Below are 13,080 nucleotides of genomic sequence, written 5' to 3' on the forward strand. Positions count from 1 at the left end.
GAATGCGCTTCGGAAAAGAGTCGGAAGACGCATCTCTCCCATCTTGTAAAACGTAATGTTTTCAAGGGGAGGAATGGTGGACGCACTTGGGCTCGAACCAAGGACCCGCTGATTAAGAGTCAGCTGCTCTACCAACTGAGCTATGCGTCCACACCGTCTGGCGACCGTCAGGTCATCGTCGGGAGGCGGCCAACTACCAACCGAATCGGAGGCTGTAAATAGCTTTGATGCATCTTCGCAAAATTATCGGAATCGGGTGCCGGGCGCGCCATGTCCGCGGTCGATCGCCATCAGCAAGCCGAGGATGATCAGCACCGTCATCACCGCCGATCCGCCATAGGAGACGAGCGGCAGCGGGATGCCGACGACCGGCGCCAGCCCCATCACCATCATCAGGTTCACCGCGACGTAGAAGAAGATGGTGGCGGACAGGCCGGCCGCGGCGAGGCGGGCGAAGCGCGTCTCGGCCCGCATGGCGACGCCCAGCCCCCACCAGATCACCGAGAGGAAGGCGACGATCAGCACCACGCCGCCGACCAGTCCCCATTCCTCGGACATGGTGGCGAAGACGAAATCGGTGTGGCCTTCGGGTAGATAGTCGAGATGGCTCTGGGTGCCGTTGAGGAAGCCCTTGCCGAAAAGGCCGCCCGAGCCGATTGCGATCTTGGACTGGCTGATATGATAGCCCTTGCCGAGCGGATCGCTCTCCGGATCGAGGAAGATCAGCACGCGGTTGCGCTGATATTCGTGCATCATCGTCCAGGCGCCGGCCGCCACCGGGATGATCGCGAGCGCACCGCCGACGAACAGCCGCAGCGGCAGGCCGGCGAGGAACATCACGGTGATCCCGCCGGCCACCACCATCGTCGCGGTGCCGAGATCGGGCTGGACGAGGATCAGGGCGGCCGGCACGCCGATCAGCGCCAGCGCCGGCCAGATCGCGTTCCAGCGCCGGATCTCGCCCGCCGGCAGGACATCGTAGAAGCGCGCGAGCGTCAGCACGATGAGCGGCTTCATCAATTCGGAGGGCTGGAGCCGGATGATGCCGAGATTGAGCCAGCGTTGCCCGCCACCCGCCACCGCGCCCAGCAATTCGGTCAGCACCAGCGCGATCACGAGGATGACATAAGCGGGCAGCACCGCCGCCCTGATCTGGCTCTCGCGCAGGCGGGAGAGTGCGATGGCGCCGGCGAGGAACAGGCAGAAGCGCATCCCCTGGCCGAGCGCCCATGGCTCCAGGCTGCCGCCCGCCGCCGAATAGAGCACCGCCAGCCCGAACCCCGTGATCGCGATCACCGTCAGCAGCACCCGCCAGGGCAATTGCGCGAGCGGGGCGGGGACGAGTGAATTGCGGATCATTCGGGCACGTCTCCGGTGGCGGGTGGGGTGGCCGGTGGGGCGGCGGCGGTGCCGGACGGTGCCTTGACGGGCGCCTGGCTATTGTCCGGCCCCTCGGACGGCGGCGCCACGGCGGTGGAGGCGGAGACGTCCGGCGGGGTCGCGGCATTGGCCTGCGCGCTGAGATCGCCGGCGTCGGCGGGCAGCGCGTCGGGCTCCGGCGCGGTGGCATGGGCGGCCGCCCATTCGGCGCGCTGGCGGGTCATCCGGGTGGCGATGTCGCCGCCCCAGGAAGGTTGCAGCTTGGCCAGCGTGTCGAGCGCCTTCTGCTTATCGTATAGATAGGTGAAGGCGTCGCGGGCGATCTGCGCGCCGACGGTGGCGTGGCCGGCATGTTCGAGGATCACGGCCGCGGCGTAGCGGGGCTGCTCGACGGGGGCGAAGGCGATGAACAGGCCATGGTCACGCAGGCGCCATTCGCCGCTGTCGCCGAGCGCCTTGGCGCGGCCGGCGGCGCGCGCCGCCATGCTGATGTGACGGACCTGCGCGGAGCCGGTCTTGCCCGCCATATCGACGCCGGGAATCTGGATGCGGGCGGTGCCGGCGGTGCCGCCCGGGCCGACCACGGCGCCCATCGCCTCGTGGACGATCCGCAGATGGTCCTCGGAGACGCCGAGCGAGGCCGGCGGTTGATCGTGGCGCCGGTGGACGATGCGGGGCACCAGCGCCTTGCCGCTGGCGATGCGGGCCGCCGCCACGGCGAGCTGGAGCGGGTTGACCAAGGTATAGCCCTGGCCGATCGACGAGTTCAGCGTGTCGCTGACCGTCCATGGCTTGTGATATTTGCGCAGTTTCCAGTCCGGGTCCGGCACCGTGCCATAGCGCTGGGACGGGAAGGGCATATCGAATTTCTGCCCCAGTCCGAGACGCTTGAGCGTATCCGCTAGCACCTTGGTGCCGACCTTGCGCGCCATCTGGTAGAAATAGATGTCGCAGCTCTGCTGGACGGCGCGATGCATGTCGATCGATCCGTGGCCGCCATGCTTCCAGCAATGGAAGAAGCTGTTGCCGACCCGATATTGGCCGGTACACAGGACATGCTCGTCCGGTGAGATGCCCGCCTCGAGCAGCCCCAGCGCGTTCATCGGCTTGACCGTCGATCCCGATGGATAGAGTCCCTGCAACGATTTGTTGACCAGCGGCAGATGATCGTCCGCCGACAGCATGTTCCATTCGTCGTGGCTGATGCCCTTGGAGAAGCTGTTGGGATCGTAAGCGGGCATCGAGACCATCGCGAGGATGTCGCCATTCTCGGTGTCGATCACCACCGCCGAGCCGGACTGGTCGCCCATCCGCTCGGCGATATAGGCCTGAAGACCGGCATCGATGGTGAGCTGGAGCGTGCGCCCCGGCATCTCCGGCTTGGCGGGCAGTTCCCGCACCAGCTTGCCGCGCGCGGTGACTTCGGACGGCTTCATGCCGGGCTGGCCGCGCAGAAGCTGTTCGTATATCTTCTCAAGGCCTTGCTTGCCGATCTTGAAGCCGGGTGTGATCAGCAGCGGGTTCTTGTCCTTCTTGTAGTCCTCCGCCGAGGCCGAACCGACATAGCCGATCAGATGCGCCACCGCCGGCCCGGTCGGGTAGAAGCGGGAGAAGCCGCGCGCGGGCACGACGCCGGGCAGATCGGGCAGGCGCAGATTGACCGCCGCGAAATGCTCGTAATCGAGATCCTCGGCGACCTGCACCGGCTGGAAACCGGCCGCCTTGGGCAGATTGTCGTGCAGCCGCTCGACATCTTCGGGGAGGAGCTGGAGGATTGTCTGGAGGAGGGCGATCTCGGCCTCCTCGTCGACCAGCAGATCGGGGATGACGTCGACGCGGAAATCGGAACGGTTGATCGCGATCGGCTGGCCGGTGCGATCCACGATCCAGCCGCGCCGCGGCGGGATCAGGGTGGAGCGGGCGCGGTTGCTTTCGGCCAATGCGGCATATTTGTCGTGCTGGGCGACGGTGAGCCACGCCATGCGGCCGACCAGCAGCAGGCCGACGCCGCCCTGTGCGGCGCCCAGGAACATCGCGCGGCGGGTGAAGGAAAAGCTTTGATGGGCCTCGGTGACGAGGCGGCCGGGGCGCCGGCCGGACCCGAATTTCATGCCGTTAATCCGGGGCGCGGATCTTGCCGATCGCCAGCCGCCAGCGATCGAGCATCGCACATAGCCGCCCGATCGCCGGGAAGCACAGGATCGAGGTCAGAATCTGGGGTAGCATCAGCCTGAGCGGCGCCGCGCCGCCCGTCCAGCCGGCGATCGCCCACGCGCCCAGGATCGCGAGCGTGATCGCGATCGCGCCGAGAATCCATTCCTGCCAATAATCGCGCCAGAGCAGCCTCACTTCGACCAGATCGGCGACCAGAAGGCACGCCGTCCATGTCACCATCCCTGTTCCCAGCGTCTGCCCGGTCAGCAGGTCATCCGCAAGGCCGAGCGGCAACCCGACCCATATCGCCCATATTTCCGGGCGCAGCAGCCGCCATGCCAGCAGCATCAGCAGCCCGAAGGGCGGCCAGGTGGGTGAGAGCGCGACGGTCGGCAGCAGCGATGTCGCCGAGCCGAGCAGCGTCGAGATGATCGGCACCAGCAGCGCACGCATCTCGATCGCGCGGGTGGGCGGCGCGGAACTGGTGTGGCGCGCCATCAGCGTTTCGCAGGAGCGGGGGCCGCCGGCACGGGCGGGGGCAGGCCCGCGAAGGGTTGTTCCACCACGGCGTAATCGAGCTGGCTCGGATTGGCGAGCGGCCAGGCGACGGCGATGTCGCCTTCCTTGCGGAGAATGACGGCGACGGGCACGTCCGGCGGATAGAGCCCGCCGGTGCCAGACGTCAGCACGATGTCGCCACGGTTGAACGGATTGCCGCCGGCACCGAGCGGGCGGATTTCGATCCCACCGTCGCCGCGCCCCGCGGCGAGCGCCGGCGCCCCGCCACGGGCAAGACGCACCGGCACCACGCTGCTATTGTCGGTGATCAGCAGCACGCGCGAGGCGAAGGCGCCGGCATCGGTGACATGGCCGATCAACCCCTCCGGCGATCGCACCGGCTGGCCGGGGCGAACGCCCTGCACCGAACCGGCGTTGAGCGTGGCGAAGCGACGGCTGCTCACCCCGGTCGAGCCGACGATGCGCGCCACCGCCACCGACGCAGGCCGGTTGTCGACCAGCTTCAACATCCGCCGCAGTCGCTCATTCTCCAGCGCGAGGATGCGGGCGCGCACCAGGTCGCGGCGATCGGCATCGAGCTCGCGGGCCATGGCGGCATTGCGTGACGCCGCGAAGAAATAGGCGCCGACGCCATCCACGACATTGCCGGCGCCGCGCACGACGCCGCGGCCGGCGCTCGATATCGGCGTCGTCACGTCCATCGCCGTGCCCCGGATCGCGCCGAAGCCCTGCGGATCGACATGGGCGACGACGATCAGGCCGAGGCCGACGAGGATCCCCGTCACCGCCACGACATAGGACAGGAACAGCCCATATTGCGCGCGCCGCGAGAAACCCGGCCGGCGATTGCGGGTCGGCGCCTTCATTGCGCCCGGTCCTCTTCTACGCCGTCAGGAGCACGCCGCGGTAGATCGGCTCTTCCAGCGCGCGGCCGGTGCCCAGCGCGACGCAGGTGAGCGGATCGTCCGCGATGGTGACGGGCAGGCCGGTCTCGTCGCGCAGCACCTCGTCGATGCCCTGGAGGAGAGCACCGCCGCCGGTCAGCACGATGCCCTGGTCGACGATGTCGGCGGCGAGTTCGGGCGCAGTGTTTTCCAGCGCCATCCGCACGCCCTCGACGATCGTGCCGACCGGCTCGGCCAGCGCATCGGCGATCTGGCCCTGGTTGATCGTGATCTCCTTGGGCACGCCGTTGACGAGGTCGCGGCCCTTGATGTGGATCGTCTCGCCGATGCCGTCCGCCGGCATCTTGGCGATGCCAACCTCCTTCTTGATCCGCTCGGCCGTGGCCTCGCCGATCAGCAGGTTATGGTTGCGGCGGACATAGGACATGATCGCCTCGTCCATCTTGTCGCCGCCGACGCGCACCGAGGTGGTGTAGGCGAGCCCGCGCAGCGACAGCACCGCGACTTCGGTGGTGCCGCCGCCGATGTCGACGACCATCGAGCCGACCGGCTCGGTGACCGGCATGTCGGCGCCGATCGCGGCCGCCATCGGCTCCTCGATCAGGAAGACCTGGCTGGCGCCGGCGTTGGACGCGGCGTCGCGGATCGCGCGGCGCTCGACCGAGGTCGATCCCGACGGCACGCAGATCACGATCTCGGGCCAGCGCGGGAAGCGGCGCTGCCCATGGACCTTGTGGATGAAGTGCTTGATCATCTGCTCGGCGACGTCGATGTCGGCGATGACGCCGTCACGGAGCGGACGGATCGCCTCGATGCTGCCCGGCGTCTTGCCCATCATCAGCTTGGCATCGACGCCGACCGCGCGCACCTTCTTGACGCCGTTGATGGTTTCGATCGCCACCACCGAGGGTTCGTTGAGGACGATGCCACGACCCCGCAGATACACCAACGTGTTGGCGGTTCCGAGATCGATCGCCATGTCATGCGACATGAACTTGAAGAAACGACTAAACAGCATGCCCTAGTCCGCTCTCGCCAATAAGGTCGCCGACCGCCCCTCGGTCCGCAGGTCATTCGGATACGCCGCGCCCACCGCCCCCGAAAAGCGGTTGAAAACCTCTGATCGCAAGTGGTCGCGGAAGCCCGTCGCTTGGGCTAGGAGTTGTGCCATGTCAATACGCCGCCTCCCCGAACATCTGGTCAATCGTATCGCAGCGGGCGAGGTGGTCGAACGACCGGCCAGCGCGTTGAAGGAACTGGTCGAAAACGCCATCGACGCAGGCGCCACGCGCATCGCGGTGGCGCTGGGCGAGGGCGGTCTGGCGTCGGTCGAGGTGGTCGACGACGGCTGCGGCATGACGCCGGCCGAGATGGCGCTGGCGCTGGAACGGCACGCCACCTCCAAGCTGCCCGACGACGCCATCGAAGCGGTTGAAACGCTCGGTTTTCGGGGTGAGGCGCTGCCCTCGATCGCGTCCGTCGCGCGGCTCACCATCGAAAGCCGGGTGCGCGGCCACGATGGCTGGCGGCGAATCGTCGACAATGGTGTCGTGGCGGGCGAGGGGCCGGCGGCGCTGCCGCCGGGCACGCGGGTGAAGATGGAGGCCCTGTTCGAGCGCGTGCCGGCGCGGCGCAAGTTCCTGCGCTCGGCCCGCTCCGAATATGCCGCCTGCGTCGATGTCGTGAAGCGGCTCGCGATGGCGCGGCCGGAGATCGGCTTCACGCTGGAGCATGACGGGCGTCGCATCCTCTCGGTGCCGCCGGGCGAGAGCGAGCCCGAACGGGTCGCGGCGCTCACCGATCGCGAACTGGCCGGCAACAGCGTGGTGCTCGATCATGTCCGTGGCGAGGTGCGGCTGGAGGGCGTGGCCGGCCTGCCGACCTTCAACCGCGGCGTCGCCGATCATCAATATCTGTTCGTCAACGGCCGCCCGGTGCGCGACCGGCTGCTGGTCGGCGCGGTGCGCGGCGCCTATCAGGAGATGCTGGCGAAGGATCGCCATCCGGTGGTGGCGCTGTTCGTGACGCTGCCGGGCAGCGAGGTCGACGTCAACGTCCACCCCGCCAAGACCGAGGTGCGCTTCCGCGAGCCCTCGCTGGTGCGCGGGCTGATCGTCGGCGGGCTGCGCGCCGCGCTCGATGCCGCCGGCCACCGCAGCGTCCAGCGGCCGTCCGCCGATGCGCTCGGCCACTGGCAGGCCGAGCCGGTGGGCGTCGTGCTCGAAGATCGGCCGCCGCTTGCGGTTGCCGATCGCCAATATAATGTCTGGGATTCGCGGCCGTCCTTCGCCTTTCCGGCGGCCTCGGCGCCGGCGCCGCAGGGGCGTGCCGAGATGGCGGTCGCGGCCCCGCCGGCGGCGATCGAGCATCCGCTCGGCATCGCCCGCGGGCAGGTCGCCGCGACCTATATCGTCGCCGAAGCGGAGGATGGCCTGGTGCTGGTCGACCAGCATGCCGCGCACGAACGCCTCGTCCTCGAACGGATGCGCCGGGCGATGGCGGACGGCGGGGTGGCGTCGCAGAGCCTGCTGCTGCCCGAGGTGGTCGAACTGGACGAGAGCGGGTGCGACCGGCTGGAGGCGCGGCTGGAGGAACTCGCCGCGATGGGTCTCGAACTGGATCGTTTCGGGCCGCGCGCGATGCTGGTCCGCGCGGTGCCGGCGATGCTCGGCCGCACCGATGTGCGCGGGCTCGTCACCGATCTCGCCGACGAGATCGCGGCCTATGACGAGGCGCTGAGTCTGCGCGAGAAACTGGATGCGGTGGCCGGCACGATGGCCTGCCACGGATCGGTGCGCGCCGGCCGGATTCTCTCGGTTGCCGAGATGAACGCGCTGCTCCGCGAGATGGAGATCACCCCGCATTCCGGCCAGTGCAACCATGGCCGCCCGACCTGGGTGAAGCTCGGCCATGGCGATATCGAGAAGCTGTTCGGGCGGAAATAGGATCGGATATCCCCTTTGAGTTATCTCTATCTGGCCATCGCGATCGTGATGGAGGTCGTGGCGACGACGTGCCTCAAGCAATCCCAAGGCTTCACCAGGCTGGTGCCGACGCTCGTCATGGCGCTGGGCTATGCGGTCGCCTTCTACTGCCTGTCGCTCACGTTGCGCGAGATCCCGACGGGGATCGCCTATGCGATCTGGTCGGGCGTCGGGATCATCCTGATCGCGGCGATCGCCTGGATCGTGCAGGGGCAGAGGCTCGACATGGCGGCGCTGGGCGGCATGGCGCTGATCATCGCAGGGGTGCTCGTGATGAACCTGTTTTCCAGGACGGCGGGGCACTGATCGCGTTCGTGGGCAGGCGGCCCGCGACGTGCTTCCCGTAAAGTCCACCGCGGAAAGCATTTTCCGATGATCCCGCGGGCTTTGCGGCGCGAGCGACACGCGCTACCACCGTCGATCATGACCTATTTGGAAGACCTTGCCGTTTTCGTGCGCATCGCGGCGGCGGGGAGCCTTTCGGCGGCGGCGCGGGATCTGGGCATGTCGCTCACCGTCGTGTCCAAGCGGCTGGTCCGGCTGGAGGCGGCGCTGAATGTCCGGCTGGTCAACCGCTCGTCGCGCCGCACCAGCCTGACCAACGACGGGGCCGAACTCCTGCCACGGGCGCGCGATATCCTGGCGCGGGTGGAGGAGGCGGAGGCGGCCCTGCAATCGCGCAGCACCGAGGCGGCCGGCATATTGCGGGTGACGGCAACCATCGCCTTCGCGTCGGGGCAGATCGCGCCGCGCCTCGGCCGGTTCATGGCGCGCAATCCGGATCTGCGTATCCAGCTGCTGTCGACCGACCGGATGCTGGATATCGTGCAGGACAATGTCGATGTCGCGATCCGGCAGGCGGTGCTGCCGGATTCGGATCTGGTGTCGCGCACCCTCGTGTCCGATCGCCGGGTTCTGGTCAGTTCGCCGGATTATCTCGCGCGCCACGGCACGCCCGCGGTGCCGCAGGATCTGGCGAAGCATCGCTGCATCGTGCTGGGCGATCCGCCGGTGACGGAATGGAGGTTCCAGCGCGGCGCCCGCAAGGTCAGCGTCGATGTCGGCTGGACCCTGCTCGCCAATGACGGGGTGGCGGCGCAGGCGGCCTGCCTCGGCGGAGCCGGAATCGCGCTCAAATCGATCTGGGATGCCCGCGAGGATCTCGCGACCGGCCGGCTGGTCGAGGTGCTGCCCGGATGGGTGCCGCCGTCGATGCCGATCCAGGCGGTGTTCGCCTCGCGCCATCATCAACCGGCGCGCATCCGGGCGTTCGTGGATTTCCTTCAGGAGGAGTTACGCAATGAGATACGGCTTCATCCGATCATCGACGGTGCCTGAAGGCCTATCCTTCCGATTGCGCGAATTCAGGCTTCGCGAAACGGCAAGGGCAGAATGCTGGCCAATACGGCAAAGCGACGCCTATCTGCGGCCAACCCTTAAGCGTCAGCAAACAGGACGATATTCATGCAATTGACCGGCGTCCGCCATTGGCGGCCCCTCGCGTCGTTGAAACGACGCGATCTCCTCCTCGGAATCGGCACGACTGCGTTCCTCGCAGGCAGCGGTATCGGGGTGGAAGCCCTGCTGGCCGATCCCGGTTCCGGCGCGCCGCCCGCCGCTTTCCTCGAAACGAGCCGTTTCGTCACCGGGTCGGCGCTGTCCGACGAGGCGGCGATCGCACGGGCATGGTCCCAGCTGGTGGCGCTCGATGCGGGCTTCCCGCAGGCGGTCGGCAGGCTGAACGCGGCCGTCCACGGCGCCGGGTTGAGGAACATGGCGGAATATATGGCCTCGCCGCTCGCCAAGGATGCCGACCTGTTCAAGACCGCGACGACGATCGTCTCGGCCTTCTATCTGGGCTATACCGGCACCTTCGTCGATCACTCGGTCAAGGACGATACCGGCTTCGTCACCTTCGCCGGTGCGCTGATGTGGCGCCCGACGATCGATGCCACGGTCATCCCCACTTATTCCCGCGGCGGAACCGATTTCTGGATCGATCCGCCGGAAGGCACGCCGACGCCGAAGGGCGCTGCCAGCGTTTCCCAGTGGCAGGGCTCAACGCCTGCCTCCCATTCCCCGCAGAAGGCATAACATGGCCGAGACTTATGATGCGGATGTGATCGTCGTCGGTTCCGGCGCGCTCGGGTCCAACGCCGCCTACGAACTGGCGAAGGCCGGGAAATCGGTCATCATCCTGGAGGCGGGCCTCCGCATCCCGCGCTGGAAAATCGTGCAGAACACGCGCAATTCCTCGCGTCGCAGCGATTTTAACGCGCCCTATCCAGATCTGCCCTGGGCACACACCTCCTACGATAATGATTATCTGGAGAATACCGGCTCGTTCAATTTCCGCCCCGGCATGCTCAAGTTGGTGGGCGGCACGACCTGGCACTGGGCGGCGGCGGCATGGCGCTATCTGCCCACCGACATGAAGCTCAAATCGACCTACGGCGTCGGCCGCGACTGGCCGATCAGCTATGACGATCTCGAACCCTTCTACCAGCGTGCCGAAGAGGCGCTGGGCGTCGTCGGCGTCGACGCGCAGGATCAGAGCGGCCAGAACGGCCCGGCCTCGCCGCCGCGCTCCAAGCCCTATCCGCTGCCCGCGGAGGGCAAGACCTACATGTTCCAGCGGCTGGAGGCCCGGCTGTCGCCGCTCGGCTTCCATTTCGTGCATGAACCCAACGCCCGCGTCACCAAGCCCTATGACGGCCGCCCGGCCTGCGCCGGCAACAATAATTGCATGCCGGCCTGCCCGATCGGCGCGATGTATTCCGGCATCTTCCACGCCGATCATGCCGAAAAGGCCGGCGCCAAGCTGCTGACCGATGCGACCGCCTACAAGCTGGAGAAGGGCGAGGGCGGCAAGATCGCCGCGGTCCACTACCGCACCTCCAAGGGCGAGGACGTCCGGCTGACCTCGCGCTACGTGATCGTCGCCGCGCACGGGCTGGAGACCCCCAAGCTGTTGCTGATCTCGGACGTCGCCAATTCGTCCGACCAGGTCGGCCGCAACCTGATGGATCATAGCGGCATCGGCATGCAGTTCCTCGCCGACGAGCCCGTCTGGCCGGGGCGCGGCGCGGTTCAGCAGGGCGGCATCTTCAATCGCCGCGATGGCGAGCATCGCCGTGACTATGCCGCGGTGAAGCACTCGATCGCCAACAATGTGGCGAACCCGGCCGTCGCTGCCCGGCTGATCAAGCAGGGCGTGCTCGGCCCCGAGCTGGACCGCCGCATCCGTGAGGACGCTTCGCACTGGGTCGATTTCTCGACCACCTTCGAAATGCTGCCCCATGCGACCAACCGCGTGCAGGCGCACAGCACCAAGCGCGATGCGCTCGGCATCCCGACGCTGACCGTCCATTACGACGTCGACGATTATGTGAAGGCCGCGCGCCCGATCGCGGAGGCCGATTTCCATACCTTCGTGAAGGGGATGAACGGCACGCTGGTCGAGATCAGCGAAGGCTTCCAGAACCGCGACCATCTGATGGGCACCGTCATCATGGGCTCGGACCCGAAGGATTCGGTGGTGGACGGCGACTGCCGCACCCATGACCATCCCAACCTGTTCCTGGCCACCACCGGCGTGATCCCCGCGTCCGGCGTCATCAATCCCACGCTGACCGGCGTCGCACTGGCGATCCGCATGGCCGACATCATCGCGAAGGAGGTCTGAGGCCGATGCGTATCCTCCTCGCCGCTGCCGCCGCCGTATCGGCGACCCTGTTCTCGACTCCCCCGCTTCTGGCACAGACCGCAGCCCCCTCGGGCGATGCCGGGCTCGTCGCGCGCGGCGCCTATCTCGCCAAGGCGGCGGATTGCGCCGCCTGCCATCGCGCCGAGCTGGCCGACGGCAAGCCCTATGTCGGCGGCTATGCCATCGCCTCGCCGATGGGCAACATCATCGCGCCGAACATCACGCCGTCGAAGACCGCCGGCATCGGCCAGTGGAGCTTCGCCGATTTCGATCGCGCGATGCGCAAGGGCGAGCGGCCGGATGGCGGCAAGCTCTATCCGGCGATGCCCTACACCGATTATCAGGGCATCAGCGATGCCGACATGCACGCGCTCTACGCCTATTTCATGCAGGGCGTGCAGCCGGTCGATACCGTCACGCCGAAGACGCATCTGCCCTTTCCGTTCAACCTGCGCGTGATCATGGCACCGTGGAACTGGCTGTTCCGATCCAACAAGCCGTTCACCGCGGCCAGCGGGCTCGATCCACAGGCGCAGCGTGGCCAGTATCTGGTCGAGACGCTGGGCCATTGCGGCTCCTGCCATACGCCGCGCAACCTGCTGATGGCCGAGGAAAGCGCGAAGGCGCTGTCCGGCGCGGATGTCGCCGGCTGGCATGCGCCGAACATCACCTCCGATCCGATCAGCGGCGTCGGCGGCTGGAGCCAGCCCGAGATCGTCGATTATCTCCGCAACGGCCATGTCACGGGCAAGGGTGTTGCGGCGGGCGGCATGGGCGAGGCGGTCGAGAATTCGCTGCGCTATCTGACCCAGCCCGATCTGGCCGCGATCGCGGCCTATCTCAAGGCGTCGAAGCCGGTGCGCGATCCGGCCGAGACCAAGCCGGCCTTCGCCTGGACGCAGGTCCGCCCGGTGCCGCTGTCCGCCTATGAGACCGGCGACAGCCACGATCAGGCGGCGCTGGCCAAGAGCGACACCACGGATGGTGCGCTACTCTATGCGAATGGCTGCGCGTCCTGCCACGGGCTGGACGGCAAGGGCACGAAGGACGGCTTCTACCCGCCGTTGCTCGGCAGCAGCACGACCGGGGCGGCCAATCCCGCCAATCTGGTGATGACGATCCTCAACGGCGTCGATCGCGAAGGCGCGGACAGCCATTCCTTCATGCCGCGTTTCGCTACCCAGATGAACGACGATCAGGTCGCGGCGGTGGCCAACCATGTCCTCGCCACTTTCGGGCGGCCGGATCGCAAGGTGACGGCGGCGATGGTGGCGGACGCGCGCCATGGTGGCGGCAAGCCGCTGCTGCTCACGCTGATGCCGTGGCTGTTCGGCCTGGGGGCGCTGGTGCTGGTGGCGATCGCCTATCTCGGCCTGCGCCGGCCCCGTCGCCGCCAGGTCGCCTGAGGCCGGGCGGCTTTGGACGGGGGGCC

General features: G+C 67.6%; 11 protein-coding genes and 1 tRNA gene. 6 read left to right on the forward strand and 6 right to left on the reverse strand.

The window, feature by feature from the left end; translation table 11 throughout:
- Positions 1-74: 74 nt before the first annotated feature.
- From PBT88_RS07700 to PBT88_RS07725, 6 genes are all read right to left on the reverse strand, one after another.
- A tRNA-Lys gene (locus tag PBT88_RS07700) sits at positions 75-150 on the reverse strand.
- Positions 151-243: 93 nt separating this feature from the next.
- Positions 244-1,359 carry a rod shape-determining protein RodA gene (rodA, locus tag PBT88_RS07705; protein WP_270078614.1) on the reverse strand — a complete coding sequence of 372 codons (1,116 nt, stop codon included), beginning with the start codon at positions 1,357-1,359 and terminating at the stop codon, positions 244-246.
- Positions 1,356-3,491: a penicillin-binding protein 2 gene (mrdA, locus tag PBT88_RS07710; protein ID WP_270078615.1), complete on the reverse strand. Its 2,136-nt coding sequence runs from the start codon at positions 3,489-3,491 to the stop codon at positions 1,356-1,358. The genes rodA and mrdA overlap by 4 nt, the downstream gene beginning before the upstream one ends.
- A 4-nt stretch (positions 3,492-3,495) precedes the next feature.
- Positions 3,496-4,032: a rod shape-determining protein MreD gene (mreD, locus tag PBT88_RS07715; protein ID WP_270078616.1), complete on the reverse strand. Its 537-nt coding sequence runs from the start codon at positions 4,030-4,032 to the stop codon at positions 3,496-3,498.
- Positions 4,032-4,919, reverse strand: coding sequence for a rod shape-determining protein MreC (mreC, locus tag PBT88_RS07720; RefSeq protein ID WP_270078617.1), 888 nt, complete (start codon positions 4,917-4,919; stop codon positions 4,032-4,034). The genes mreD and mreC overlap by 1 nt, the downstream gene beginning before the upstream one ends.
- Positions 4,920-4,935: 16 nt before the next feature.
- Complete coding sequence (locus PBT88_RS07725) at positions 4,936-5,976, reverse strand: rod shape-determining protein (RefSeq protein WP_270078618.1); 1,041 nt, start codon at positions 5,974-5,976, stop codon at positions 4,936-4,938.
- A gap of 151 nt (positions 5,977-6,127) precedes the next feature.
- On the opposite strand from PBT88_RS07725, the gene mutL reads away from it, so the two are divergent.
- The 6 genes from mutL to PBT88_RS07755 all read left to right on the forward strand — a co-directional run bounded on the left by mutL (position 6,128) and on the right by PBT88_RS07755 (position 13,054).
- Positions 6,128-7,903, forward strand: coding sequence for a DNA mismatch repair endonuclease MutL (gene mutL / locus PBT88_RS07730; RefSeq protein ID WP_270078619.1), 1,776 nt, complete (start codon positions 6,128-6,130; stop codon positions 7,901-7,903).
- 48 nt (positions 7,904-7,951) lie between these two features.
- Positions 7,952-8,248: a DMT family transporter gene (locus PBT88_RS07735; protein WP_270079202.1), complete on the forward strand. Its 297-nt coding sequence runs from the start codon at positions 7,952-7,954 to the stop codon at positions 8,246-8,248.
- A gap of 117 nt (positions 8,249-8,365) precedes the next feature.
- Positions 8,366-9,280, forward strand: coding sequence for a LysR family transcriptional regulator (locus PBT88_RS07740; RefSeq protein WP_270078620.1), 915 nt, complete (start codon positions 8,366-8,368; stop codon positions 9,278-9,280).
- A 126-nt stretch (positions 9,281-9,406) separates the two neighbouring features.
- Positions 9,407-10,036 carry a sugar dehydrogenase complex small subunit gene (locus PBT88_RS07745; protein WP_270078621.1) on the forward strand — a complete coding sequence of 210 codons (630 nt, stop codon included), beginning with the start codon at positions 9,407-9,409 and terminating at the stop codon, positions 10,034-10,036.
- A gap of 1 nt (position 10,037) precedes the next feature.
- Positions 10,038-11,627: a GMC family oxidoreductase gene (locus PBT88_RS07750; protein WP_270078622.1), complete on the forward strand. Its 1,590-nt coding sequence runs from the start codon at positions 10,038-10,040 to the stop codon at positions 11,625-11,627.
- A gap of 5 nt (positions 11,628-11,632) precedes the next feature.
- Positions 11,633-13,054 carry a cytochrome c gene (locus PBT88_RS07755; protein ID WP_270078623.1) on the forward strand — a complete coding sequence of 474 codons (1,422 nt, stop codon included), beginning with the start codon at positions 11,633-11,635 and terminating at the stop codon, positions 13,052-13,054.
- Positions 13,055-13,080: the final 26 nt, after the last annotated feature.

Source organism: Sphingomonas abietis, from assembly GCF_027625475.1.
GTDB lineage: Bacteria > Pseudomonadota > Alphaproteobacteria > Sphingomonadales > Sphingomonadaceae > Solisphingomonas > Solisphingomonas abietis.